We start from the raw sequence: 25,269 nt of genomic DNA, 5'->3' as shown, positions 1-25,269 counted from the left end.
CGAACGATTGAAATGGGGACGATCCGGGGCCTTTAGGGAGCCTCATGAGAGGCGCTGGATTTACCCCGGTAAGACCGGATTCTGAAGGCCCCCTACGGTAGCGAAACCGGGTCACTTTGGCAATTCGGCGGGACCGGCGCGGTGGGCGCGAAAAACCCGTATCATGCGGGTTAAAAGATGATTTTGGAGGGCCATCTGGGCTAGAATACGGGCCCTTCAAATTTCTGATCAGCCATTACAGGGGCAGCGCATCCATGTTTAATCGTGAAATGAAAATCGCCGGCTTCGACGATGATGTCTGGAGTGCCATCCAGGCCGAGAACCAGCGCCAGGAAGAGCACATCGAACTGATTGCTTCGGAGAACTACACCAGCCCGCGAGTCATGGAAGCGCAGGGTAGTGTGCTGACCAACAAATACGCCGAGGGCTACCCCGGCAAGCGCTACTACGGCGGCTGCGAGCACGTCGATGTGGTCGAGAATCTGGCCATCGAGCGCGCCAAGGAACTGTTCGGCGCCGCTTACGCCAACGTCCAGCCGCACTCCGGTTCCCAGGCTAACAGCGCCGTCTACATGGCGCTGGTCAAGCCGGGCGACACCGTGCTGGGTATGAGCCTGGCCCACGGCGGTCACCTGACCCACGGTGCCTCCGTCAACTTCTCCGGCAAGATCTACAAGGCGGTCCAGTATGGCCTGAACCCGGAAACCGGCCTGATCGACTACGATGAAGTGGAGCGCCTGGCGGTCGAGCACAAGCCGAAGATGATCGTTGCCGGCTTCTCCGCCTACTCCCAGCACCTGGATTTCGCCCGTTTCCGCGAAATCGCCGACAAGGTCGGTGCCTACCTGTTCGTGGACATGGCCCACGTCGCTGGTCTGGTGGCCGCCGGCGTCTATCCGGACCCGATGCCCCACGCCCACGTAGTGGCGACCACCACCCACAAGACCCTGCGCGGTCCGCGTGGAGGCCTGATCCTGGCGTGCGCCGACGAAGACATCCAGAAGAAGCTGAACTCCGCCGTATTCCCGGGCGGCCAGGGCGGCCCGCTGATGCACGTCATCGCCGGCAAGGCGGTGTGCTTCAAGGAAGCCATGAGCGCCGAATTCCGCAGCTACCAGCAGCAGGTCATCAAGAACGCCCAGGCCATGGCCAGCGTGTTCGTTGATCGCGGCTACGAGGTGGTGTCTGGCGGTACCCAGAACCATCTGTTCCTGCTCAGCCTGATCAAGCAGGACATCACCGGCAAGGATGCGGACGCGGCGCTGGGCAAGGCGTTCATCACCGTCAACAAGAACGCGGTCCCGAATGACCCGCGCTCGCCGTTCGTCACCTCCGGTCTGCGCATCGGTACCCCGGCGGTCACCACCCGTGGTTTCGGCGAAGGCGAGTGTCGCGACCTGGCGGGCTGGATCTGCGATATTCTCGACGATCTGGAAAACGAGGAAACCATCAGCCGCGTACGCAGCCAGGTCAAGGCGCTGTGCGAGCGTTTCCCGGTCTACGCCGGCTGATAGCCACTGAAATTTTCGGGGCGCCGTTGAGGCGTCCCGCGTTGTCTGGGAGCGGACGACATGCATTGTCCTTTTTGCGGTGAGGCAGATACCAAGGTGATCGACTCGCGACTGGTGGCCGATGGCGACCAGGTGCGGCGGCGCCGTGAGTGCCTGTCGTGCAAGGAACGCTTCACCACCTTCGAGTCGGCGGAACTGGTGTTGCCGCGGGTCGTCAAGCAGGACGGGACCCGGCAACCCTTCGACGAGGACAAATTGCGCTCGGGCATCATGAAGGCGCTGGAAAAGCGTCCGGTCAGCATCGAGGAAATCGAGGCGTCGCTGAACCGGATCAAGTTCCGGCTGCGTTCCCGCGGCGAGCGGGAAGTGAAGTCCATGGAGCTGGGCGAGGAAGTGATGACCGAGCTGCGCCAGCTCGACCAGGTGGCCTTTGTGCGCTTTGCGTCGGTCTACCGCAGTTTTCAGGATATCAACGAATTCAAGGAAGAGATCGAGCGCCTGACCGTGCACATGGGCGACAACGCCGACCCGGTGGATGTGGCCAAGGCCCTGACCGCGCCGTCGAAATCCAAGGACTGAAGGCGTCTTCCATTGAGTAGAACAGCGAGCCCGGCCCCGAGCGACGCCGAGATGATGGCGCGGGCCATCCGCCTGGCCTGGAAAGGCCGTTATTCGACCCACCCTAATCCCCGTGTCGGTTGCGTTATTGCCCGTGACGGCCAGGTGGTTGGGGAAGGCTGTCACGAACGGGCCGGTGAGCCCCATGCCGAAGTGTATGCCTTGCAGGCGGCTGGCGATGCGGCGCGGGGCGCGACCGCTTACGTCACCCTGGAGCCCTGCAGCCACCACGGTCGCACACCGCCCTGCGCCGACGCACTGGCGACCGCAGGGGTCGCCCGGGTGGTGGTGGCCATGACCGATCCCAACCCGGCCGTGGCGGGGCGAGGGCTGCAGCGCCTGCGCCAGGCCGGCATTGAGGTTGTCGAAGGTGTGCTGGCCGACGCCGCCGAATCGCTGAACCCGGGATACCTGCAGCGCATGCGCCGGCAGCGACCGTTCATCCGGGTCAAGGTGGCCGCCAGCCTGGATGGCCGCACGGCCATGGCCTCCGGTGAAAGCCAGTGGGTCACCGGGGCGGCGGCGCGACGCGACGTCCAGCGCCTGCGGGCGATGAGTGGGGCCATTGTTACCGGCGTGGGAACCGTGCTGGCGGACGATCCCTCGCTGACCGTGCGCCCGGACGACATGGGGGCGCTGGGCGACGCAGTGGCACCGGGCGCGCAGCCCCGGCGGGTGATCCTGGACCCGTCCCTGAAGACGCCGCCGGGAGCCCGGATCCTGAGCACCGGCGAGGTCTGGATTCTGTGCGATCCGGCGCAGCTCGACAGCGACCGTGCCGAGGCCCTGTCCGCCGCCGGTGCACGCCTGCACGGATTGCCCGTCGAAGACAGCGGCATGGCGTTGTCGGCACTGAGTGGATGGCTGGCCGGAGAAGGCGTGAACGACGTGCTGGTGGAAGCCGGCCCCCGGCTTGCCGGCAGTTTCGTGGCCGGAGGCCTGGTGGACGAGTTCTGGCTGTATCAGGCGCCGGTGTTCCTTGGCAGTGAGGGGCGGCCTACCGTGACCCTGCCCATCGACCGGATGGCGGACCGGAAGCACTGGCGCGTACTCGATCGCCGTCAGGTTGGCGACGACCAGCGGCTTATACTGGTACCGGATACAGCGTCCGCCTGACGGCATCGGGCGGCGGCAAGTTCAGGACGAGGCCGGTCATTCGAAGGGCGGCCTGTCATTTTAATCAAGGGTGCAATGTCTTATGGCACTGAACACGATCGAAGAAATCATCGAGGACATCCGTCAGGGCAAGATGGTGATCCTGATGGACGACGAGGATCGCGAGAACGAGGGCGACATCGTCATGGCAGCGGAGTTCTGCACGCCCGAGGCGATCAACTTCATGGCGCGTTACGCCCGCGGCCTGATCTGCATGCCGATGACACGCCAGCGCTGCGAGCAGTTGCAGCTGCCGTTGATGGTGCGCCAGAACGACTCTGGCTTCGGTACCAAGTTCACCGTCTCCATCGAGGCCGCCGAGGGTGTGTCCACCGGTATTTCCGCCGCCGACCGTGCACGTACGGTGCTCGCCGCGGTGGCTCGCGATGCCCAACCCACCGACATCGTCCAGCCGGGTCATATCTTCCCGCTGATGAGCGATCCCGGCGGTGTGCTCAGCCGGGCCGGGCACACCGAGGCGTCCTGCGACCTGGCGTCACTGGCCGGCGCCGAGCCGGCCGGTGTGATCTGTGAGGTGATGAACGACGACGGCACCATGGCCCGTCGTGAGGACCTTGAGACGTTCGCCGCCGAGCATGACCTCAAGATCGGCACCATCGCCGACCTGATCCACTACCGCACGCTGCATGAGCGCACCATCGAGTGCATCGAGGAGCATGATCTGGACACCGAATATGGCGTGTTCCGGCTGCGTACGTATCGCGACACCATCCACGGCGGCACTCATCTGGCGCTGACCATGGGTGACGTGGGTCAGGATGATCCGGTATTGGTGCGGGTGCATATTACCGATACCCTGCGTGACCTGCTGGGCGCCCGTCGCACGGGGTCTCACAGCTGGCCGCTGCATCGCGCCCTGGAAAAGGTGGGCAGCGAAGGGCGCGGTGTGGTCGTCATCCTGAACAGCGGCGAGGACAGCTACAATCTGGATGACCGGATCCACGAATTCTTCGACGAGGGCGCGCGGCCTGCCGCCAAGGGCAGTTCCGGTGTCTACTTCACGGTCGGTACCGGGTCCCAGATCCTGCGGGACCTGGGCGTGGGCAAGATGCGCCTGCTGAGCGCGCCGATCAAGTTCTCCGCCATTTCCGGTTTTGACCTGGAAGTGGTGGAGTATCTACCGTTTAACCCATAATCGCCGGCGTCCGTCGAGACGGGTCCGGAAACAGGAGTCAGAGATGTCTGGAATCAAGACGCTGGAAGGGGATTTTACCCAGTGCAGTGGTCGCTATGCGCTTGTCGTCGGCCGGTTCAACGCTTTCGTCGTTGAGAGTCTGGTGGACGGGGCGATCGATACCCTGCGTCGTTACGGCATTGCCGAGGACGATATCACCGTCGTGCGTGTGCCCGGTGCCTACGAGATGCCGCTGGCCGTCAAGCGTGTCGCCGAGACCGGCGAATACGACGCCATCATTGCCCTGGGCGCGGTGATTCGCGGTGGTACGCCGCACTTCGACTATGTCGCCGGCGAAGCCTCCAGTGGTCTGGGCGCGGTGAGCCTGGACACCAACGTGCCCGTGGCCTTCGGTGTCCTGACCGTGGACTCCATCGAGCAGGCCATCGAGCGCTCCGGCACCAAGGCCGGCAACAAAGGCGCCGAGGCGGCCGTCACCGCGCTGGAGATGGTCAGCCTGTTCAAGAAGATAGGTGAATGATGAGCGACCAAGAAGGTACTCCGGTCGAAGGTGCGGCCACTCCGGGAGCTCCCAAGGCCGGTGAACGGCGCCGCGCCCGCGTTCTGGCGATGCAGGCGCTCTACCACCGCCATTACTCCAAGAGCTCCATCAGTGCCATCGAAGCGGAGTTCATGGTGGACAACGACATGTCCAAAGTGGATTCCGCCTATTTCCGGGATCTGTTGCGCGGCGTCCACCGGGAGCAGGACGACCTGGACCGCACGTTCGAGCCCTATCTGGATCGCCCCCTGGGCGAAGTGGACCCGATCGAGCTGGCCATCGTGCGTCTGGGCACCTACGAGCTCAAGCACCGGATCGACGTGCCATACCGGGTGGTGATCAACGAAGGGATCGAGCTGGCCAAGCGTTTTGGCGGCACCGAGGGCCACAAGTTCGTCAACAGCCTCCTGGACAAACTCAGCCGGCGCCTGCGGCTCGCGGAAACCCGTCCGCGCTAGCGGGCGGCGTTGCTGGACGGTCCGGGCCGGAGTTGTCGATGGGCGAATTCGAACTGATCCGACAGATTTTCGAACCCGTTGCCCGATCGGTCACGCACCCCGACCTCCGGCTCGGCATCGGCGACGACTGTGCGATCCAGCAGGTCGGCCCCGGTCGCGAGCTGGTTTTCTCCGTCGATACCTTGGTGGAAGGTGTCCACTTCCCCGCCAATTATGATCCCCGCCATCTGGCGACCCGGGCGCTGGGCGTGGCGGTCAGTGACCTGGCCGCCATGGGCGCCGATCCCGTCTGCTACACGCTGGCCCTGACGCTGCCGGAAGCCCGTCGACACTGGCTAGAGGCGTTTGCTGAAAGCCTTGCCAGCGCCAGCGACGATTTCCGGATTGCCCTGGCCGGTGGCGATACCACACGCGGGCCGCTGACGCTGACCCTGCAGGTTCACGGTACGGTGCCGGCGGGGCAGACGCTGCGTCGCAGCGGTGCCGCGCCGGGAGACCTGATCGTTGTTTCCGGCAGCCTGGGCGACGCCGCCGGTGCGCTGGCGTGTCTGGAGCAGCCCTCTCCGACACTGGCCCAGGAGCACTTACTGGCACGCTACCATCGACCGTTGCCGCGTCTGGCCCTGGGCACGGCGCTGCGCGGGCTGGCCACATCGGCCATCGACGTGTCCGACGGCTTGCTGGCGGACGTGGCACACCTGGCCCAAGCCTCCGGCTGTCGCGCCGATCTCGACGCGGCGAGCATTCCGTTGTCTTCGTCATTGCGCGAGGTCTGCGGCGAACAGGCGCTGTTGCATGCGCTGTCCGGCGGCGACGACTACGAACTCTGTTTCACCCTGCCGCCGCGGCACTGGCAATCCCTGCAGGCAGCCGTTGATGTTCCTCTGGCCCGGGTCGGTGAGATGGTTGCGGGGCAGGGTGTCCAGGTCCACAACGACGGTACGTCGATTGCCAGCGGAATTGGCGGATACGACCATTTTGGAGTCCCGGGTGACTGATTGGAGCCATGCATGACTGATCCCTCCCTCGAGCAGGAACCGGAACAGATTGAACCGCTGCTGCCGCCGCACTTCCTCAAGGATCCGGTGCACCTGCTGGCCTTCGGCTTTGGCAGCGGTGCCATCAATCGCGCGCCCGGCACCTGGGGTAGCCTTGCCGCCATTCCGCTGTATTTCATCCTGTTCTGGTTGCCACCGGTGGCCTACTGGGGCGTGGTGCTGGCCGCCTTCCTGGTGGGGATCTGGCTGTGTGGCAAGACCGCCCGGGACCTGAAGGTGCACGACCACGGCGGGATCGTCTGGGACGAGTTCGTGGGCATGTGGATCGTGCTGGGTCTGCATCCACAGACCCTGGAAGGGGTCTTGCTGGCGTTCGTCGCCTTCCGTTTCTTCGATGTGCTCAAACCCTGGCCGATCAATTGGATCGATGATCGCACGCCTGGCGGTCTGGGGATCATGATCGACGACGTCATCGCCGGCTTCATGGCCATGGCGCTGGTCTACGCGCTGGATAAGACGCTGATCCCGTTCGCCCTGTAACCCGACGGGACACTAGTGCAGGCGTTCCGGGGCCGGCAGCAGGCGCACCACGTGAAGGAAGCGTTTGAGACCGGTTTCGGCGCGATTGCGGGTGGCGAAGGGGCCGCTGTCGAAGCCTTCGCGCGTGGTAAAGTACCACTCGCCGCTGACGCAGAAGAAGCGGCTGCTGCGGAACGGCACCGGGCCCTGTTCTCCCTGGCGATTGCTGGTGTCCATGTCAGTGTCTCCTGCCACCGGCTCGTCACGTCATTATTGTGTCGCTGCAGTTGTGTCGAGGCCGGAGCAAAACGGTTTGCTGGATGCCGATGCGTTCAATTTAATCGATCCGCACGGCAAATCAACTGAAAATCGACGTCATTGCAAAGCGTTGCGAACAGCCTCGCAGAGTATGTCGGCCATGGTCGAGACGGGACGACGCCTTGCGCTCGGCCGGACCAATCGTCAAAATGCCGAATCGGTTGCCGCGAATCCCCGCGGCCATCTCCTCATTTCCGAATCATCGTCGCGAGGTTTTCATGTCTTCTGGTCAAAACGGACAGGGATTCAAGCAGTGTCTGAAATTGGCTGCGCTTTTGGTCACGGCCTTGGTTGTGGCGGGCTGTAGCAGCTCGTCACTCAGGAGTATCCAGACCTGGGATGGCCCTTCCGCCCAGGCCGGGCAGGTGGCGATTCTGGAAAAGCCCGAATCGATCAAGATCCTTTCCGTCAATGGCCGGGAGGTGAACAGCTACCTCATGGACGATATCGAGCTTCGCTATGAGCTGCTGCCGGGGCAGAACACGGTGGCGTTTACCTACAAGACGGTGTGGGCGAATCAGAGGTCCTCGCAGGACGAGGGCTCCAAGGTCAATGTGATCGAGACCGATCCCCTGCAGGTGGTGATCAATGCCCAGGCCGGACGCACTTACCAGTTTGTGGTGCCCAAGGCCTCTTCTCAGCGTGAAGCCGAGCGGATGGCCCAGAACATGCAGATTCGTGTGGTGGACGAGCAGAACCGTCAGGTGGCTGTGTCCGGCGACTACGTTGCGCCCAAGCCGCAGCTGCCCCAGTTACCGCAGGCACCGGCATCGGATACCGCGCAGACGGTTGCGCCTGCAGCAACGGCCGGAGCCGCTGTGGGTGCGGCAGCCGCCTCTTCGTCTGGTTCCGCGCCGGCGGTGCCGTCGGCCGCCGAGGGACTGCCCACACTTGAGGGTCTCAAGCTGCTGTGGGAACGCGCCTCCAAGGAAGAGAAGAAGAATTTCCTGCGCTGGGCGTTCCAGTAAGCCAAGCGACTGAGCGATTAGAAAGAACCGGGCTTTTGCCCGGTTTTTTTATGTCTGCCGGTCGGGAGGGAGTCTCATCCTCGCAGCCGTTTGATCGATTTCTGCAGCGTGCTTTCGATCAGGTTGAGGGTGTCGTCCAGCAGCGTCGAACCGTGCCCCTCGCCGGGCAGGTCCGGTGGTTGATCGGCCGGCATGGACTCCGCGGCTTCCTCGATCGCCTGCAGACTCTCCTCCACCAGCTCGACCAGGCGTTCGCCGTCCGGGACCACATCGGGACACAGGGTGAAGTTCAGGGTGAGCTGACCTTCGTAGCTGACCGCGACGATCACCAGCCCCATGCTGTCGAACAGCGGCGCCAGGTTGTACTGGTGCGCCAGCTTGGCGCCCTGCAGATACATCGGTACCTGGGGGCCGGGTACGTTGGTGATCGGCACGTTGAACACCGGACGGTAGCGCTGGGCCAGTTGCAGCTCGCCGTACAGACGGGCCGACAGGGCCAGCATGGTGGATGGCACGAGTTCCGTCAGGCGATCGGCGGCGATGGCTTCCTGGTAGGGTTCGGACGCCACTGCGTTCCAGTGGATGCGGCGTATCCTTGAGGCCGGGCACGGAATGTCGGTGGCCAGGTTCAGCAGCATCGCCGACATCTGGTTGCCGGTGGGGCTGCGCAGGCTTTTCGAACGCACCGACACCGGGGTCATCGCCACCAGCGGCCGTTTGAGGTCACCGTCGTGCTCCGCTATGTAGCGGCGCAGGACTTCCGCGCAGAGGCCCAGTACCACGTCGTTGAGAGTGACATCCCCGATGCTGGTCTTGACGCCCTTGAGCCGCGACAGAGACAGCGTTTTTCCCAGCACCTGGCGGTTGGCGGTGATCTGGCGGTTGAACGGCGAATGGGGGGCCGAGAACAGCGGGAGTGGCAGGGGCAGTTTGCTCAGTTGGCGCTGGATGACGCCGCGGGTGGCGGCTTCCGCCGCGTGGGCAGCCAGCGAGGCGATCCGGAATGGCTTTCGGGCCAGGTTGCTTCCCACCTGCAGCAGGGCGCGCCGTTCGCTGGGGGCCGCTTTCGGGTACCAGGGCTGGGGTGGACGTATGGGCTCCGGGGTGGCGCTGTACTCAAGCAGCTTGCCCATGATTTCCTCGCCGCTGAAGGCATCGATCGCCGCATGGTGCAGGCGCACGATCAGGGCAAAGCCACTGGCGGATTCATTGCCGGTTTCCGCATCGGTCGCAGCCAGCCCATCGACGAAGGTAATGTGCCACAGCGGGCGGTCGCGCTTGAGCGGCTCCTGCATGATGCGCGAGGCCAGCGCCAGCAGGCTGTCCTGGTCGTTGCGGGCGCCCATCTTGACGTAGGCCAGGTGGCGTTCGATGGAGAAGTTGGCGTCGTCGACCCAGTAGGGGGCGCCGAGCCGGAGTGGTACCTGCTTCAGCTTCTCACGGAAGAAAGGCACCAGGTGCAGCCGGCTGCGCAGGTAAGATACGAATCGGCTGAACGTCAGCGGCTGGTCACAGGATTGACCGTCGAAAATATAGATCCCTCCGATGTGCATGGGCGCGGTATCGGATTCCAGGTAGAGAAAGGACGCATCCAATTCGGACAACTGCCGCATCTGGGACTCCCTGCGTTAACAGCCTAGGGTCTATGGGGAACGTTGGCCATTGTGCGTTCCCGGTCCGGCAGCGTCGAGGCGCATACCGGCCTGATTTCTGGCTTCTGGGGCCTTTCCGGGCTCAACTGTTTCGGCTATTGGGTGTGTGGATCGATCCAGCGGCTGAACTGGTGCGGTTCCGAGAGTTTGTCCCAGAACCATTTCAGGGCGTTGCCCTGGCACCTGGGTTCGCCGTTCTGGTTGTCCTGATGCCGGGCCAGGTGAATGACGGCTGGCTGGCGCACGGCCTCCACATTCAGCTCCACCAGTTCACCGCTGGCGAGCGATTCTCTGATCAGTGGCTCGGGTAGCCAGCCTACTCCCAGTCCGGCCTTCTGCGCACTGATCTTTTGCGCGATGTTGCTGACGGTTATGGTGCGCTGGCGCGAAAAAATGCCGGTCGTGCCCGGTTGCAGGTGGCGTGCCGAGTCGGCGGCGACCACCGCCGGGTAGGCCGATACCACCTCCTCGTTGATCGGGCCCTGATGCCGCGCCAGCGGATGATCCGGCGCCACGGCATAACGAAACGGAATCTGCCCGAGAATACGGGTCATGAACTGGCCGGCAGGACGGCTCATGGCGTCGGCGCCGAAGACCAGATCCACTCGGCGACACTGCAGCGCATCCCAGGCTCCTGTGAACACCTCCTCGACCAGTTGGATTTCCACCGGCACGCCCAACGCCTGGAACTCGCGAATGGCGGGGTACAGTGCTTCCATGGGCAGCAGGCTGTTGACGGCGATCTTGATCCGCGTTTCCCAGCCCTGTGCCACCTGTTTGGTGGCGTGGGCCAGGGCATCGGTGGCGTCCAGCAGGGCGCGTCCCTCATCCAGCAGGTAGCGCCCGGCGGGGGTGAGCCTGGCGCGATGACCGGTCCGGTCAAAAATATCGATGCCCAGATCGTCTTCCAGTTTCTGCACGGTGTAGCTGATGGCCGAGGGCACGCGAAACAACTCGCTGGCCGCGCCGGCAAAACTGCCCTTCCGCTCAATGGCGTCCAGGACTTTGAGGGCATCAATGGTGATGGCGTTATGCATGTTCAGTCAGTTTGAAGGAGTTGGCCAGAATTCATCGTTTGAGTCCCTGTCAGTGTAATCGTAGTCTGCGGAAAAGGGCCAGCCGGGCGGACTCGATTCCCGGAGCCCAAGTACGAATCCATTGAAACGGGAGGCCCCATGGGATTGCTGATTGACGGCCAATGGCACGACCAGTGGTACGACACGTCGAAAACCGGCGGCAAGTTCGAGCGGGAAAGCGCGCGGTTTCGCAACTGGGTGACGGCCGATGGCGAGCCGGGGCCCACGGGTGAGGGCGGCTTTCCGGCGGAGTCGGGTCGCTACCACCTGTATGTCTCCATGGCGTGTCCCTGGGCGCATCGCACACTGGTATTCCGCGCCCTGAAAGGATTGGGGCGCCATATCTCGGTCAGCGTGGTGCATCCTCACATGCTGGACAATGGCTGGGAGTTCCGGCCCGACTCCAGCGACCATCGGGATGACATCAACGGAAAGCGGTTTATGCACGAGGTGTACACGCAAGTTGCGCCGGACTACACCGGCCGCGTGACCGTGCCTGTGCTCTGGGACAGGCATCGCCAGACGATCGTCAGTAACGAATCGGCCGAGATCATCCGCATGTTCAATCGCGCTTTCGATGGTCTCGATGGCGTACGATCGGACCTGGATTTTTATCCCGCCGGCTTGCAGGGCGAGATCGAAGCCGTCAACGAGCGGGTCTACCACACCGTGAACAATGGCGTTTACAAGGCGGGCTTCGCCACGTCCCAGGCCGCCTACGAGAAAGCCTTCGGGGAGCTGTTCGATTCACTGGACTGGCTGGACGAGCGGCTGGCGTCATCGCGTTTACTGGCGGGTAATCGGTTGACGGAAGCCGACTGGCGCCTGTTCACCACGCTGGTTCGTTTCGACGCGGTTTACTTTGCTCACTTCAAGTGTAACCGCCAGACCCTGGCGAGCTTCCCCCACCTGGCCGGCTACCTGCGGGACCTGTACCAGGTGCCGGGGATCGCCGGGACGGTGGACATCGAGCAGATCAAGCAGCATTACTACGTCAGTCAGCGGACCGTGAACCCGACCCAGATCGTGCCCGTCGGCCCGCGGTTGAACTTCGAGTTGCCCCACGGTCGTGAGGCATTGGGAGAGATGCCGGCGTTCTGACGCCGGCCGGATTTTCAGGCGGTGCGAGCGACCGCCACTTCCGTCAGCAGGATCAGCGCGTCGCGGTGGTCCGACGCGGGCAGCGACTCGGCGCAGGCGCGGGCCTGTGCCGCTTCGTCGTGGGCTTTCCGAACGGTGTAGTCCAGCGCGCCGGAGGTCTCGACGATCTCGATAATGCGCGACAGATCGTCCAGACCACCCTTGCGAATCGCCTGGCGGATCAGCTGCGCGTCGGCTTCCGGCGCATTGGCCATGGCATGGATCAGCGGCAGGGTGGGTTTTCCCTCGGCCAGGTCGTCACCGACGTTCTTGCCCATTTCGGCGGCGTCGCCCCGGTAGTCGAGCACGTCGTCCACCAGTTGGAACGCCATGCCCAGGTGCTTGCCGTAGGCTTTCAGGTTCTCTTCCTGTTCCTCCGTGGCGCCGGCCAGCAGGGCGCCGGTATGGGAGGCGGCCTCGAACAGCATGGCGGTCTTGTTGTGGATGACCGTCATGTAGTGACTTTCCGAGACGTCCGGATTGCGGGTGTTCATCAACTGCAGGACTTCGCCCTCGGCAATCACCGCCGTGGCGTTGGACAGGATGTCCATGATGCGCATGCTGTCGAGCTCGACCATCATCTGGAAGGCGCGGGCGTAGAGGTAGTCGCCCACCAGCACGCTGGGTGCGTTGCCCCAGCGGGCGTTGGCCGTCGCCTTGCCGCGACGCAGGTCGGACGTGTCCACCACGTCGTCGTGCAGCAACGTCGCCGTGTGCAGGAATTCGATAACCGCGGCCAGCTTCAGGTGGTTGTCCTGGCCGTAGTCCAGGGCCCTGGCGGAAAGCAGGACCAGCAGCGGGCGCAACCGCTTGCCGCCACTCTCCACGATGTACTGGGCAATCTTTTCGACAAGGGGAACATCCGAGGAAAGGCGGTGCCTGATGAGGTCGTTGACGCGGGAAAAGTCGTCCGCGACGGTGTCGTAGATACGCTGCGCTGTCATGCAGATGATCCGGTCTGAAAGGAGGGAGAACGCGGCAATGCTAGGTTTTGCTCCGGGGACTGTCAACTTGAGCGGCCCATCGGCTTCGGGCTGGATGGCGTTGTTGGCCCAATGGGGCGATTACGTGCGAAGAGTGCTTGTCACCGGCGGCTGGTTTTCGTACAATTGCGCGCCCTAACTCATCCCAACCTGCGCTCCCTGCTATAGGGTTGCCGAAGCGCTTCCCTTAGAACCAGGTGGATTCAAGAGCAGGGATGGGTCAATCGCGGCCCCGTCAGTTATCGGGGCGGCCGACAAGCGGAGAAGACCATGTACGCAGTTATTGTCAGCGGTGGCAAGCAGCACCGCGTCGCTGAAGGCGATGTCCTGAAGCTGGAAAAGATCGAAGTTGAAACCGGAAGCAACGTCGAATTCGACCGCGTCCTTCTGGTTGCCGATGGCGACAGCGTCAAAGTGGGTGAGCCGGTGGTTGACGGTGCAACCGTCAGCGCGGAAGTGGTTCGTCACGGTCGCGGCGACAAGGTGAACATCATCAAGTTCCGTCGTCGCAAGCACAGCATGAAGCGTCAGGGCCACCGCCAGTGGTTCACTGAGGTCAAGATCACGGGTATCAAGGGCTGAGGCTCTGAAACCCCATTAAAGGAGGCTAGTCATGGCTCATAAAAAGGCAGCAGGTAGTACCCGTAACGGTCGCGATTCCGAGTCGAAACGACTTGGGGTCAAGAGCTTCGGTGGTCAGTCCGTCAGCGCCGGCAGCATCATCGTGCGTCAGCGTGGCACCCGTTTCCACGCTGGTGTCAACGTCGGCCTGGGTCGCGACCACACGCTGTTCGCCAAGGCGGACGGTGTTGTCAAGTTCGAGACCAAAGGTCCGGAAAACCGCAAGTTCGTGAGCATCGTTCCAGCCCAGTAAGGGGCTCGACGCTTACCAGGCGAAAGCGGTTACAAAAAGCCCCGCAAGCTTGCTTCAAGCCTGCGGGGCTTTTTCGTATGGGTTATCCGGTTTTCTTTATAATGGCTGTGCATTCACTCCAGACGGGCGGGAATCATGAAATTTGTAGATGAGGCGACCATTCGGGTCCAGGCGGGCAACGGCGGTCACGGCTGCCTGAGTTTTCGCCGCGAAAAATACGTGCCCAAAGGCGGTCCCGATGGCGGTGATGGCGGCGATGGCGGATCGGTGTACCTGGAGGCCGATTCGGCCCTCAATACCCTGGTGGACTACCGTTTCCAGCGCTCCTACAAGGCGCAGTCCGGCGAGGGCGGTGCCGGGCGGAACTGTTCCGGTCGCAAGGGCGAAGAGCTGGTACTGTCAGTGCCGGTGGGGACGACCGTGGTCGACATGGATACCCACGAAGTGCTGGGCGATCTGACCCGCGCCGGTGAGCGCCTGAAAGTGGCTCAGGGTGGTTTCCACGGACTGGGCAATACCCGCTTCAAGTCCTCGGTCAACCGGGCGCCGCGTCAGACCACCAACGGTACCCCGGGCGAGGTGCGTAACCTGCGTCTGGAACTGAAGGTCTTGGCGGACGTGGGGCTGCTGGGGCTGCCCAATGCCGGCAAGTCCACGTTCATCCGTGCGGTGTCGGCAGCGCGTCCCAAGGTGGCGAACTATCCCTTTACCACGCTGGTGCCCAATCTGGGTGTGGTCAGTGTGCAGGCCCACCAGAGTTTCGTGGTGGCCGATATCCCCGGTCTGATCGAGGGGGCGGCCGAAGGCGCGGGCCTGGGCATCCGCTTCCTCAAGCATCTGGTGCGCACACGCTTGCTCCTGCACATGGTGGACGTGGCACCTTATGACGGTACGTCACCGGTTGAGAGTGTGCGAGCCATTGCCGGCGAGCTGGAAAAGTTCAGCGAAACCCTGGCCGGTCGCGAGCGCTGGCTGGTGTTCAACAAGGTGGACGTGCTGCCGGAAGACGAGCGCGAATCCGTGTGCCAGTCGATCGTCGACGAGTTGGGCTGGGAGGGCCCGGTGTTCCGTGTTTCGGCGTTGAGTGGTGAAGGTACCAAGCCGTTGTGTCAGGCGGTGATGCGCTGGATCGAGCGGCGTGCCGAGGAAGAGGCGGACAACCCGGAGTTGGCCGAGCGTGAAGCGGAATTGCGCCGGCAGATGGATGACGAGGCGCGTGAGCAGATCGAGGCGATCAAGGCCGCCCGTCGTGCCGATCGCGAGAACGACGACTTCGATGACGACGACGATGATGATGACGGCGTCGAGGTGGTGTACGCGCCGGAGTAAATGGCGCCAAGCAGGTGGCCGTCCGTCAGTCGGGCGGCCGGTAATGACCGCCAGGTTTGGGGAGTAGGCAGGTAGGCTATGTCAGAACGTCGACGGATTGGGGGCGCCCGGCGCCTGGTGGTGAAAATTGGCAGCGCCCTGCTGACCAACGATGGCCGGGGTCTGGACGTACCGGCGCTGGCCGGTTGGGTCGACCAGATGGCCGCTCTGATCCTCAGTGGCGTCGAAGTGGTGCTGGTTTCCTCCGGTTCCGTGGCCGAGGGGATGAGCCGGCTGGGGTGGTCGGCCCGTCCGCAGCACCTGCATGAGCTCCAGGCCGCCGCCGCCGTTGGGCAGATGGGGTTGGTCCAGACCTGGGAGGCCCAGTTCAAGCGCCACGATTTGCACTCCGCCCAGATCCTCCTGACTCACGACGACCTGTCCGACCGCAAGCGCTATCTCAATGCACGCAGCACGCTGCGAACCCTGCTGGATCTGGGGGTGATTCCCATCGTTAACGAGAACGACACGGTGGTCACCGACGAGATCCGTTTTGGCGACAACGATACGCTTGGTGCGCTGGTGGCGAACCTGGTCGAAGCCGATGGCCTGGTCATCCTCACCGACCAGGATGGCCTGTTCGACCGGGATCCCCGCAAGCATCCCGATGCGCAGTTGGTGGATGAGGGCCTGGCCAGCGACGGCGAGTTGGATGCCATGGCGGCCGGCGGGGCGGGCATGCTGGGGCGTGGCGGTATGCAGACCAAGGTCCGCGCGGCGCGTTTGGCGGCGCGCTCCGGTGCCTTTACCGTGATCGTGGGAGGTCGTCTCGAATCCGTGGTGCAGCGCTTGCGCGACGGGGAGGCGCTGGGCACGCTGTTGTTGCCCGAGCAGGAGCGTCTGGCGGCGCGCAAACAATGGCTGGCGAGTCATCTGAAAACCCGCGGGCAACTGGTCCTGGACGCCGGTGCGGTGCGGGTGCTGTGCAAGGGTGGGCGCAGCCTGTTGCCGGTAGGGGTGCGTTCCATTTCCGGCCAGTTCCGGCGGGGCGAAATGGTGTCCTGCGTTGACGAGGCGGGGCGCGAAGTGGCTCGTGGCCTGGTGAATTACGACGCGGATGAGGCCCGGGCGATTGCCGGGCGTTCCAGTGACCGGATCACCGAAGTGCTGGGCTACGTGTCCGACGAGGAGGTTATCCACCGGGATAATCTGGTCATTGTGTGATCTGACATCGCGTGGCGTAAGGTCGCGCCACTGAATTTCAGGCATAAAAAAACCGGCCATTGGCCGGTTTTTTCAGACTGCAGGATCAGGCGCTTTTCAGGGCTTTGATCTTGGTCGACATGCGGCTCTTCAGGCGGGCCACCTTGTTCTTGGTGTAGATGCCCTTGTTGACCATGCTGTCGAGAATCGGCTGGGCAGACGTGAAGGCCGCCTGGGCTTCTTCGTAGTTGCCAGCTTCGATCTTGCTTTGTACTTTCTTCACGTAGGTGCGCGACATGGAACGCAGGCTAGCGTTGTGCTTGCGGTTGTTCTCGTTCTGACGAGCGCGCTTACGGGCTTGGGGAGAGTTTGCCACCGTATAACTCCTGAAATTCGTTTCTGAACAATAACGGGCGCGCCAACAATCAGCGCCTCAAAATAAATGACGCGGAACTATGCCGTTTAAGGGGCGTGATGTCAAGTGAAATCCCCCTCAAATCCCCGTCGCGCGGGGCTGTGGTAGACTGCCGTGCGCCGGCGGTCGGAGGCCCTGAAAGGGGCCGTCCAGAGGTCGTCAGCGTCCCATGATTCCGTGCGAAAAGGAAGTGCATTGATGGCGTCCGAGCCAGCCCAGAAGGTTTCCAAGGAGTCTGCTCCCAAAGCGCCCGGTCTGCTGCGCTCTTCCGGCGTCGTCGGTGTCATGACCATGTTGTCCCGGGTGTTGGGGCTGGTGCGGGACATGGTGATTGCCCGCTACTTTGGCGCCGGCGCCGGGGCGGATGCGTTCTTCGTCGCCTTCAAGATTCCCAATTTCCTGCGTCGCCTGTTTGCCGAGGGTGCGTTTTCCCAGGCGTTCGTGCCGGTGCTTTCGTCCTATCGGGAGAAAGAAGCGATCGGCGCCGTGCGCCAGCTGGTCAATGCCGTAGCGGGCAGCCTGGGTCTGGTGCTGCTGGGGGTGACGCTGGTGGCGATGCTCGGTTCGCCGGTGCTGACCATGGTGTTTGCGCCCGGGTTTATTGACGAGCCTGAAAAATTCGCCCTGGCCAGCGACATGCTGCGCATTACCTTTCCCTATCTGTTACTGATTTCGCTGACCGCCTTTGCCGGGGCGATCCTCAACAGCTACGACCGCTTTGCCGTGCCGGCCTTCACGCCGGTCCTGCTTAATCTGGCGATGATCGGCGCGGCGATTTTCCTGTCGCCGCTGATGGAAACGAAGGTGATGGCACTGGCCTGGGGCGTCTTCATCGCCGGGGCGCTGCAGCTGTTCTTCCAGCTGCCGTTCCTGATGCGTCTCGGGCTGTTGCCCAGACCGCGGGTGGATTATCGCCACGAAGGCGTGCGGCGCGTGCTCAGGCTGATGGCGCCGGCGCTGTTTGGCGTCTCGGTCAGCCAGATCAATCTGCTGCTGGACACGGTGCTGGCCTCGTTCCTGCAAACCGGCAGCGTGTCCTGGCTGTATTACTCCGACCGCCTGTCCGAGTTGCCGCTGGGGGTGTTCGGCGTGGCGATCGGCACCGTCATCCTGCCCAACCTGTCGCGCAAGCACGCGGCGGAGGCGCCGGATCAGTTCGCCCGCACCGTTGACTGGGCGATTCGTGCCGTCCTGCTGATTGGTGCGCCCGCGGCGCTGGCGCTGGCGATGCTGGCGGAGCCGCTGATAGCCACGCTGTTCCACTACGGTGAGGTGACCGGGCGCGATGTGGTGATGTCGGCCCAGAGTCTGCGAGCCTATTCCGCGGGCCTGCTGGCGTTCATGCTGATCAAGGTGCTGGCCCCGGGATTCTTCGCCCGTCAGGACACGCGCACGCCGGTGAAGATCGGGGTCATCGCGATGGTGGCGAATATGGTTTTCAATCTGGCGCTGGTGCTGCCGCTGGCCCACGCGGGACTTGCGCTGGCGACGTCGCTGTCGGCCTGGCTCAACGCAACCCTGCTGTGGCGCGGGCTGCGCCGGGAGAAGGCCTGGCAGGTGCAGGCCCGTTGGTGGCGCTTCCTGCTGCAGTTGCTGGTGGCCAATGGCGCCCTGGCGCTGGTGGTCTTCTGGCTGAACAGCCCGGTCGATCAGTGGCTGGCCATGAGTGGGCTGCAGCGGGCGCAGCAGATGGCGTTGTTGGTGGTGGCCGGCGCGGCGGTTTACTTCCTGGTGCTGGTGCTGGCCGGTGTGCGCTTGCGTCACTTCCGGCTGAAATAGGTCCATGCCTCGGTATGGCGCATCTTATCCCGCTGCGCCAGATCGTTTATAATCGCGTGTTTTATCACCAAGACCCGCCAAAGGTGCGTAGTTCATGCGTCTCATCAGAGGCCTCTCCAACCTGAGAAGACTCAAGGCCCGGGCCGATTCACCGTTGAGGAACGGTTGTGTGGCCACCATCGGCAATTTCGACGGGGTGCACGTCGGCCACCGGACCATCATCGAGCAGGTAAAGACCCGCGCCCGCGATCTGGGTGTGCCCAGCCTGGTGATGGTGTTCGAACCCCAGCCCCGCGAGTTCTTCCAGGGTAACGAAGCGCCGCCGCGCCTGACCGGCTTTCGCCAGAAAATGGAAGCCCTGCGTGAGGAAGGCGTCGACGTGGTGCTGTGTGTCCGTTTCGATGAACAGTTTCGTCAGTATTCCGGGATGGGGTTCATCGAGGACATCCTGATCGATGGCCTGGGCGTGCGTCATCTGGTGATCGGCGACGATTTCCGGTTCGGCTGCGACCGTGCCGGCGATTTCGAGCTGCTGGAGCGCGTCGGGCAGCAGGAAGGGTACAGCGTGGAAAGTACGCGTACCGTGGAAGTCCGGGGCGAGCGCGTCAGCAGTACCCGGGTACGCCAGGCGCTGCAGGCCAATCGCCTGCGCGAGGCCTCGGACCTGTTGGGCCGGCCCTACGCGATCGGCGGCCGGGTGGTGTACGGGCGCCAGTTGGGGCGCCAGATTGGTGCGCCCACCGCGAACATCAACCTGCAACGGCTCGCGGCCCTGCGCGGTGTCTACGTGGTGCGCGCCGAGCTGGAAGACGGGCGCGCGTTAGACGGCGTTGCCAACATCGGCCTGAGGCCCACCGTTGACGGCCGCCAGCCGTCCCTGGAAGTGCACCTTCTGGACTTTACTGGCACACTGTATGGCCAGCATATGCGGGTGGTTTTCCGCCATCCGCTGCGGGACGAGATCAAGTTCGATTCCGTTGATGCGCTCAAGGCCCGAATTGAGCAGGATTTCCGTGACGCCCGCACCTGGCTGGCCGCACACTGAAACCACCCGAGTCGCATTTCAACTGCATGATTCACCATTGACCGATAGAGCACTATGAGCGATTACAAGCACACCCTGAATCTGCCGGAAACCGGGTTTCCGATGCGTGGCAACCTGGCCAAGCGCGAGCCGGACATGCTCCAGCGCTGGCAGGACGCCGATATCTACGGGAAACTGCGTCAGGCCCGTCAGGGCCGGGATCGCTGGATCCTTCACGACGGTCCTCCGTACGCCAACGGCAGCATTCATATCGGTCATGCGGTCAACAAGATTCTCAAGGACATGATCGTCAAATCCCGCAGCTTCATGGGCTACGATGCGCCCTACGTGCCGGGCTGGGACTGTCATGGCCTGCCGATCGAACACAAGGTGGAGCAGGAAATCGGCAAGGCGGGCGTGAAGGTGGATTACAAGACCTTCCGCCAGGCCTGTCGGGATTACGCGGCCAAGCAGATTGAAGGGCAGAAAGCCGACTTTATCCGTCTGGGTGTGTTCGGATCCTGGGACAAACCCTACCTGACCATGGACCCGCAGGTGGAAGCGGACATCATCCGGGCGCTGGGTCGCATCGTCGACAACGGCCACCTGGTGCGTGGTTACCGGCCGGTGTACTGGAGCGTCGTGGGGCAGTCCGCGCTGGCCGAGGCGGAAGTCGAATACCAGGACAAGACGTCCACCCAGATCGACGTGCGTTTCACCGTCGCCGATCCGGACGCCGTGCTGTCGGCGTTCGGCGTCTCCGGCGGCGAGGGCGCTGTCTCCGTTGTGATCTGGACCACCACGCCCTGGACCATCCCGGCCAACCAGGCGGTGTCGCTCAACGCCGAACTCTCCTACGCGCTGGTGCAGGTGGATGCCGGCAACGGCCCCGAGCGCCTGGTGCTGTCCAGCGATATGCTGGAAGACATCATGACCCGCTGGTCCATCGAGGATTACCAGGTCCTGGGCACCTGTGAGGGCGCGGCGCTGGAGGGTCAGAAGCTGCAACACCCGTTCTACGACAAGCAGGTGCCGGTGGTACTGGGCGATCACGTGACCACCGACGCCGGTACCGGCGCGGTGCATACGGCGCCGGACCACGGTATGGAAGACTTTGAGGTGGGTAAGGTCTACGGCATCGATACCCTCAACCTGGTCCAGGCCGACGGCACCTACACCAGTGCGGCCGGCGAATTTGCCGGTGTGCATGTCTACAAGGCCGACGATCCGATCTGCGCCGCCCTGGAGCGTGAAGGCAAGCTGGTGCGTAAAGAGAAGTTCCAGCACAGCTACCCGCACTGCTGGCGCACCAAGACGCCGCTGATCTACCGCGCCACGCCGCAGTGGTTCATCAGTATGGAAGCCAAGGGGCTGAAGGAAGGCGCCCTGGAAGCCATCAAGGGTGTGCGCTGGGTGCCGGCCTGGGGCCAGAACCGGATCGAGGCGATGGTGGAGCAGTCCCCGGACTGGTGCATCTCGCGTCAGCGGACCTGGGGTGTGCCCATTGCGCTGTTCATCCACAAGGAAACCCAGGAGCTGCATCCGGAAACCCCGGACCTGATCGAAGCGGTCGCCAAACAGGTGGAAGAGGGCGGCATCGACGCCTGGTACGACCTGGACGCGGCCAGCCTGCTGGGGTCCGACGCCGAGCACTACGACAAGGTGACCGACACCCTGGACGTCTGGTTCGACTCGGGCGTGACCCACGCTTCGGTCCTGTCCAAGCGTGAGGACCTGGGCCAGTTCCCGGCCGATATGTATCTGGAAGGCTCCGATCAGCATCGTGGCTGGTTCCAGTCGTCCCTGAAAACCTCCATCGCCATCAACGGCGTGGCGCCGTATCGCCAGGTGCTGACCCATGGCTTCACCGTGGACGGCAAGGGCCGCAAGATGTCCAAGTCCCTGGGCAATGTGATCGCGCCGCAGGAGGTGATGAACCAGTTGGGCGCCGATATCCTGCGGCTGTGGGTGGCGGCGACCGACTACAGCGGTGAGATGACGGTCTCCAACGACATACTCAAGCAGACCGCCGACGGCTACCGCCGCATCCGCAATACCGCACGCTTCCTGCTGAGCAACCTGACCGGCTTCGACCCGGCGCAGCACGCCGTGGCGCCCGAGGACATGCTGGCCCTGGACCGCTGGATGGTGGATCAGGCGCTGGCGATGCAGCAGTCGCTGGACGAGGATTTCCAGAACTACGCCTTCCTCAAGGTCTACCAGAAGCTCTACAACTTCTGCGAGGCGACCCTGGGCGGCTTCTATCTCGACATCATCAAGGACCGCCAGTACACGACCCAGGCCGACAGCCTGGCGCGGCGTTCCTGCCAGACCGCCCTGTACCATGTGGCCGAGGCGCTGGTGCGCTGGATCGCGCCGATCCTCAGCTTCACCGCCGACGAGATCTGGCAGCACCTGCCGGGCGAGCATGGCGAGAGCGTGTTCCTCGAGGAGTGGTACGACAAGCTCGCGCCGCTGCCGGACGATCTGACCATGGGCCGCGATTACTGGGCCGTGATCCAGGGCGTCAAGGAAGCGGTCAACAAATGCCTGGAAGACGCCCGTAATCGCGGCGACATCAAGGGCTCGCTCAGTGCGGAAGTCACCCTTTATTGCGAAGGCGACCTCAAGGCGGACCTGGAAGCACTGGGTGAAGAACTGCGCTTCGTGCTGATCACCTCCGGCGCCCGGGTGGCGACGCTGGCCGAAGCGGGCGAGGCGGAAGTGTCCGCCTACGAAGGCCTGCGCGTTAGCGTGTCGGCCAGCTCGAACGAGAAGTGCGACCGCTGCTGGCACCATCGCGAAGACGTCGGCCAGCATCCGGCGCATCCCAAGCTGTGTGGTCGCTGCATCGAGAACATCGATGGTCAGGGTGAACACAGGGCGTTTGCCTGATGATGGCGCGGGCAGAAGAGGCGAGCGTAACCCGCTCGCCGTTGAACTGGCTGTGGCTGGCGGTCCTGGTGATCGCCCTGGATCTGGGCACCAAGGCGCTGGTTTCGGCAACGCTGACGTATGGCGAGCCGGTACCGGTGCTGCCGTTCTTCAACCTGACACTGTTGCATAACACCGGCGCCGCGTTCAGCTTCCTGGCGGGCGCTGACGGCTGGCAGCGCTGGTTCTTCGTGGTGCTGGCCGTGGTGGTCAGCGTGGTGCTGGTGCGCTGGTTGGCGCACCTGAAGTCCGACGAGCGGTGGCTGGCGGTTGCCATCACCCTGATCCTCGGCGGCGCCATCGGCAACCTCTACGATCGCGTTGTGCACGGCTACGTCGTGGATTTCCTACACTTCTACTGGAATCAGTACCATTTCCCCGCCTTCAACCTGGCGGACACGGCGATCACCATCGGCGCCGTCATGATGGTGCTGGACATGTTTCGCAAACCGTCCGATGCGTCGGCGGACCAGGGGGAATAGCAAGCATGAGTGCGCTTCCTGTTGAAAAGGGCACCCGGGTAACGCTGCATTTCGCGCTGCGTTTGCCCGATGGCAGTGAAATCGATTCGACCTTCGGTAAGCGACCGGCGACCCTGGAAATCGGGGACGACAACCTGCCGGCGAACTTCGAGGCGTACCTGATCGGCCTGACCGCCGGCGACCGGCAGACCTTCGAAGTGCCACCGGAGAAAGCGTTCGGCCAGCACAACCCGTCCAACATCCAGACCTTCAAGCGTTCCGAATTCGGTCCCGACATGGTGCTGGAACCGGGCGCGGTGATTTCATTCGCGGACGCTCGCCAGGGCGAACTGCCGGGCGTGGTTCATCACGTGGAAGGCGATCAGGTGGAGGTGGATTTCAATCACCCCCTGGCGGGGCGTACACTGACCTTCGAGGTGGAAATCGTCAGCGTCGAACCGGCGCAGACGACCCACTGATCAGCGCAACTGACATCGAGCAAATCAGGACAGGCAATGCAAATCCGACTGGCCAACCCCCGTGGCTTCTGCGCCGGCGTCGACCGCGCCATTGAAATCGTTAACCGGGCGCTCGATGTATTCGGCGCGCCCATCTACGTGCGCCACGAAGTCGTGCACAACAAGTTCGTGGTCAACAACCTGCGCGAGCGCGGCGCGATTTTCGTCGACGAGCTGCACGAAGTGCCCGACGACCATCTGGTGATCTTTAGCGCCCACGGCGTCTCCCAGGCGGTGCAGAATGAAGCCAAACGTCGTGGTCTCAAGGTGTTTGACGCCACCTGTCCGCTGGTCACCAAGGTGCATCTGGAAGTCATGCGCTACAGCCGGGACGGCCACGAGTGCATCCTGATCGGCCACGAGGGCCACCCGGAAGTGGAAGGCACCATGGGGCAATACGACCGCAGCAACGGCGGCGACATCTACCTGGTCGAAGACGTCGAGGACGTGGCGAACCTGGACGTCAAAGACCCGTCCCGCCTCGCCTACGTAACCCAGACCACCCTCTCCATGGACGACACCGCCCGCGTCATCGACGCCCTGCGCGAACGCTTCCCCGAGATCCAGGGCCCGCGCAAGGACGATATCTGCTACGCCACCCAGAACCGTCAGGACGCGGTTAAACAGCTGGCCGGCGACTGCGATCTCATGCTCGTGGTGGGCTCCCCCAACAGCTCCAATTCAAACCGCCTGCGCGAACTGGCCGAGCGCATGGGCACTCCCGCTTACCTGATCGACAACGCCGACCAGATCGACCCGGTCTGGCTGGAAAACCGCCAGTCCGTCGGCGTCACCGCCGGCGCCTCCGCCCCGGAGGTGCTGGTACACGACGTCATCAAGAAGCTGCAGGACCTCGGCTGCAACGCGCCGGAAGAAGTGCCCGGGCGGGAAGAGAATATCGTGTTCTCGATGCCGAAGGAGTTGCGGATCAAGGCGGTGGAGGTGAGCTGATAAGCCCGCCTCGCCAGCCTTGAGTTCCTGGCCCGACCTGAAGCGCCTTCCAGCCCCACCATACCGCGAAGCGATTTCTTCGCTCTCGACTAGCTCCCCTGATACCCGAATTGTGCACCGGTTCACGAGACCCATGGGGCGTGTACCGGTTATCCGGCATTCCTGACCGTTCGTCGCTATGCGCTTTCTGCTGCACCATCGATTCCTATACTGGAACCATGAAAATAGGATCGGTGGCTATGAAGTCTAAGCGTGGTTTTACCTTGATCGAGCTGTTGGTGCTGATCATGTTGGTGGGGATTGTGGCGGCGATCGCATTGCCCGGTTTCGGGCGTCTCGTCGAAAACAACCGTATCAGTTCGCTTTCCAACAGTGTCATCGGTGTTCTGAATTATGCCCGTTCCGAGGCGGTTCGCCGTGGAACCATCGTCAACGTTGTACCTACGGACGGTAGTTACGACGACGGCATCACGGTACAGGACGCTGGCGGCAATTCCCTGCGTGAGATCGAAGGGCCGGGCGGTGGCGTTTCCCTTGCCATGACCAGTGGAGCAGCCCTCTCGTTCCGGGCCAACGGAATGAGTGGCCAGGGGAATACGGTGCAGTATCAGGTCTGTGCTGATTCCGGTGAGGATGGCACGGAAATCAGTGTGACGGCTGGCGGTTTGGTCCGTTCAGCGCAGATTGTATGTCCCTGAGGAATGGAATG

At 63.3% G+C, this 25,269-nt stretch carries 27 protein-coding genes; 22 read left to right on the top strand and 5 right to left on the bottom strand.

The features are described from left to right. Nucleotides 1-254: 254 nt before the first annotated feature. From glyA to GQB00_RS20470, 8 genes are all read left to right on the top strand, one after another. Nucleotides 255-1,511 (top strand): serine hydroxymethyltransferase, encoded by a 1,257-nt coding sequence (glyA, locus tag GQB00_RS20505; RefSeq protein WP_165857648.1) that lies wholly within the window; start codon nucleotides 255-257, stop codon nucleotides 1,509-1,511. 60 nt (nucleotides 1,512-1,571) lie between these two features. Then, nucleotides 1,572-2,090 carry a transcriptional regulator NrdR gene (nrdR, locus tag GQB00_RS20500; RefSeq protein WP_111498204.1) on the top strand — a complete coding sequence of 173 codons (519 nt, stop codon included), beginning with the start codon at nucleotides 1,572-1,574 and terminating at the stop codon, nucleotides 2,088-2,090. A gap of 51 nt (nucleotides 2,091-2,141) precedes the next feature. Continuing rightward, on the top strand, nucleotides 2,142-3,245 hold the full coding sequence (ribD, locus tag GQB00_RS20495; protein ID WP_111498203.1) for a bifunctional diaminohydroxyphosphoribosylaminopyrimidine deaminase/5-amino-6-(5-phosphoribosylamino)uracil reductase RibD: 1,104 nt from the start codon (nucleotides 2,142-2,144) through the stop codon (nucleotides 3,243-3,245). Between the two features lie 82 nt (nucleotides 3,246-3,327). Then, nucleotides 3,328-4,440 (top strand): bifunctional 3,4-dihydroxy-2-butanone-4-phosphate synthase/GTP cyclohydrolase II, encoded by a 1,113-nt coding sequence (gene ribBA, locus GQB00_RS20490; protein WP_111498202.1) that lies wholly within the window; start codon nucleotides 3,328-3,330, stop codon nucleotides 4,438-4,440. A 43-nt stretch (nucleotides 4,441-4,483) separates the two neighbouring features. Continuing rightward, nucleotides 4,484-4,960: a 6,7-dimethyl-8-ribityllumazine synthase gene (ribE, locus tag GQB00_RS20485; RefSeq protein ID WP_111498201.1), complete on the top strand. Its 477-nt coding sequence runs from the start codon at nucleotides 4,484-4,486 to the stop codon at nucleotides 4,958-4,960. Further along, nucleotides 4,960-5,439 (top strand): transcription antitermination factor NusB, encoded by a 480-nt coding sequence (gene nusB / locus GQB00_RS20480; protein ID WP_111498332.1) that lies wholly within the window; start codon nucleotides 4,960-4,962, stop codon nucleotides 5,437-5,439. Before ribE ends, nusB begins: the two co-directional genes overlap by 1 nt. Before the next feature lie 38 nt (nucleotides 5,440-5,477). Continuing rightward, on the top strand, nucleotides 5,478-6,437 hold the full coding sequence (gene thiL / locus GQB00_RS20475) for a thiamine-phosphate kinase (protein WP_165857647.1): 960 nt from the start codon (nucleotides 5,478-5,480) through the stop codon (nucleotides 6,435-6,437). Between the two features lie 12 nt (nucleotides 6,438-6,449). After that, entirely contained in the window at nucleotides 6,450-6,977 is a 528-nt protein-coding gene (locus GQB00_RS20470) for a phosphatidylglycerophosphatase A (protein ID WP_111498199.1), read from the top strand. 12 nt (nucleotides 6,978-6,989) lie between these two features. On the opposite strand, the gene GQB00_RS20465 is transcribed toward GQB00_RS20470, so the two are convergent. Then, nucleotides 6,990-7,193, bottom strand: a complete 204-nt coding sequence (locus GQB00_RS20465; protein WP_165857646.1) for a DUF6316 family protein — start codon at nucleotides 7,191-7,193, stop codon at nucleotides 6,990-6,992. Nucleotides 7,194-7,269: 76 nt separating this feature from the next. Here GQB00_RS20465 and GQB00_RS20460 point away from each other — a divergent pair, with 76 nt between their 5' ends. Continuing rightward, nucleotides 7,270-7,581, top strand: a complete 312-nt coding sequence (locus GQB00_RS20460; protein ID WP_165857645.1) for a hypothetical protein — start codon at nucleotides 7,270-7,272, stop codon at nucleotides 7,579-7,581. Nucleotides 7,582-7,639: 58 nt separating this feature from the next. Then, complete coding sequence (locus tag GQB00_RS20455) at nucleotides 7,640-8,242, top strand: DUF2057 family protein (RefSeq protein WP_165857644.1); 603 nt, start codon at nucleotides 7,640-7,642, stop codon at nucleotides 8,240-8,242. Nucleotides 8,243-8,316: 74 nt separating this feature from the next. On the opposite strand, the gene GQB00_RS20450 is transcribed toward GQB00_RS20455, so the two are convergent. Continuing rightward, entirely contained in the window at nucleotides 8,317-9,855 is a 1,539-nt protein-coding gene (locus GQB00_RS20450; RefSeq protein ID WP_165857643.1) for a WS/DGAT/MGAT family O-acyltransferase, read from the bottom strand. A 134-nt stretch (nucleotides 9,856-9,989) separates the two neighbouring features. Further along, nucleotides 9,990-10,931 (bottom strand): LysR family transcriptional regulator, encoded by a 942-nt coding sequence (locus GQB00_RS20445; protein WP_165857642.1) that lies wholly within the window; start codon nucleotides 10,929-10,931, stop codon nucleotides 9,990-9,992. Between the two features lie 138 nt (nucleotides 10,932-11,069). On the opposite strand from GQB00_RS20445, the gene GQB00_RS20440 reads away from it, so the two are divergent. Next, nucleotides 11,070-12,071 carry a glutathione S-transferase family protein gene (locus tag GQB00_RS20440; protein WP_165857641.1) on the top strand — a complete coding sequence of 334 codons (1,002 nt, stop codon included), beginning with the start codon at nucleotides 11,070-11,072 and terminating at the stop codon, nucleotides 12,069-12,071. A 14-nt stretch (nucleotides 12,072-12,085) separates the two neighbouring features. On the opposite strand, the gene ispB is transcribed toward GQB00_RS20440, so the two are convergent. After that, nucleotides 12,086-13,054 (bottom strand): octaprenyl diphosphate synthase, encoded by a 969-nt coding sequence (gene ispB / locus GQB00_RS20435; protein ID WP_165857640.1) that lies wholly within the window; start codon nucleotides 13,052-13,054, stop codon nucleotides 12,086-12,088. 309 nt (nucleotides 13,055-13,363) lie between these two features. On the opposite strand from ispB, the gene rplU reads away from it, so the two are divergent. From rplU to proB, 4 genes are all read left to right on the top strand, one after another. Then, entirely contained in the window at nucleotides 13,364-13,675 is a 312-nt protein-coding gene (rplU, locus tag GQB00_RS20430) for a 50S ribosomal protein L21 (protein WP_111498192.1), read from the top strand. A gap of 31 nt (nucleotides 13,676-13,706) precedes the next feature. Beyond that, entirely contained in the window at nucleotides 13,707-13,967 is a 261-nt protein-coding gene (rpmA, locus tag GQB00_RS20425; protein WP_111498191.1) for a 50S ribosomal protein L27, read from the top strand. A 135-nt stretch (nucleotides 13,968-14,102) separates the two neighbouring features. Next, a complete protein-coding gene (gene cgtA, locus GQB00_RS20420; RefSeq protein ID WP_165857639.1) occupies nucleotides 14,103-15,296 on the top strand; it encodes an Obg family GTPase CgtA in 1,194 nt (397 codons plus the stop codon). A 78-nt stretch (nucleotides 15,297-15,374) separates the two neighbouring features. After that, entirely contained in the window at nucleotides 15,375-16,499 is a 1,125-nt protein-coding gene (gene proB, locus GQB00_RS20415) for a glutamate 5-kinase (RefSeq protein ID WP_165857638.1), read from the top strand. 85 nt (nucleotides 16,500-16,584) lie between these two features. On the opposite strand, the gene rpsT is transcribed toward proB, so the two are convergent. Beyond that, nucleotides 16,585-16,854 (bottom strand): 30S ribosomal protein S20, encoded by a 270-nt coding sequence (gene rpsT, locus GQB00_RS20410; protein WP_111498188.1) that lies wholly within the window; start codon nucleotides 16,852-16,854, stop codon nucleotides 16,585-16,587. 237 nt (nucleotides 16,855-17,091) lie between these two features. Here rpsT and murJ point away from each other — a divergent pair, with 237 nt between their 5' ends. The 7 genes from murJ to GQB00_RS20375 all read left to right on the top strand — a co-directional run bounded on the left by murJ (nucleotide 17,092) and on the right by GQB00_RS20375 (nucleotide 25,258). Further along, nucleotides 17,092-18,672 (top strand): murein biosynthesis integral membrane protein MurJ, encoded by a 1,581-nt coding sequence (gene murJ, locus GQB00_RS20405; RefSeq protein ID WP_165857637.1) that lies wholly within the window; start codon nucleotides 17,092-17,094, stop codon nucleotides 18,670-18,672. Nucleotides 18,673-18,766: 94 nt separating this feature from the next. Beyond that, the gene (gene ribF, locus GQB00_RS20400; RefSeq protein WP_165857636.1) at nucleotides 18,767-19,717 is read left to right on the top strand and encodes a bifunctional riboflavin kinase/FAD synthetase; all 951 of its coding nucleotides are present in this window, start codon (nucleotides 18,767-18,769) and stop codon (nucleotides 19,715-19,717) included. A 54-nt stretch (nucleotides 19,718-19,771) separates the two neighbouring features. Continuing rightward, the gene (gene ileS, locus GQB00_RS20395) at nucleotides 19,772-22,591 is read left to right on the top strand and encodes an isoleucine--tRNA ligase (RefSeq protein ID WP_165857635.1); all 2,820 of its coding nucleotides are present in this window, start codon (nucleotides 19,772-19,774) and stop codon (nucleotides 22,589-22,591) included. Between the two features lie 2 nt (nucleotides 22,592-22,593). Further along, complete coding sequence (gene lspA / locus GQB00_RS20390) at nucleotides 22,594-23,112, top strand: signal peptidase II (protein ID WP_165857707.1); 519 nt, start codon at nucleotides 22,594-22,596, stop codon at nucleotides 23,110-23,112. A gap of 5 nt (nucleotides 23,113-23,117) precedes the next feature. Then, nucleotides 23,118-23,570, top strand: coding sequence for an FKBP-type peptidyl-prolyl cis-trans isomerase (gene fkpB / locus GQB00_RS20385; protein ID WP_111498184.1), 453 nt, complete (start codon nucleotides 23,118-23,120; stop codon nucleotides 23,568-23,570). Between the two features lie 36 nt (nucleotides 23,571-23,606). Next, on the top strand, nucleotides 23,607-24,560 hold the full coding sequence (gene ispH / locus GQB00_RS20380) for a 4-hydroxy-3-methylbut-2-enyl diphosphate reductase (protein ID WP_111498183.1): 954 nt from the start codon (nucleotides 23,607-23,609) through the stop codon (nucleotides 24,558-24,560). Between the two features lie 239 nt (nucleotides 24,561-24,799). After that, a complete protein-coding gene (locus tag GQB00_RS20375) occupies nucleotides 24,800-25,258 on the top strand; it encodes a GspH/FimT family pseudopilin (RefSeq protein WP_165857634.1) in 459 nt (152 codons plus the stop codon). Nucleotides 25,259-25,269: the final 11 nt, after the last annotated feature.

The sequence above is a fragment of the Marinobacter sp. JSM 1782161 genome (assembly GCF_011421605.1).
Lineage (GTDB): Bacteria > Pseudomonadota > Gammaproteobacteria > Pseudomonadales > Oleiphilaceae > Marinobacter_A > Marinobacter_A bohaiensis.
The sequence above is the reverse complement of the archived record's forward strand: the minus strand, read 5'-3'. Positions and strand labels throughout refer to the sequence as shown.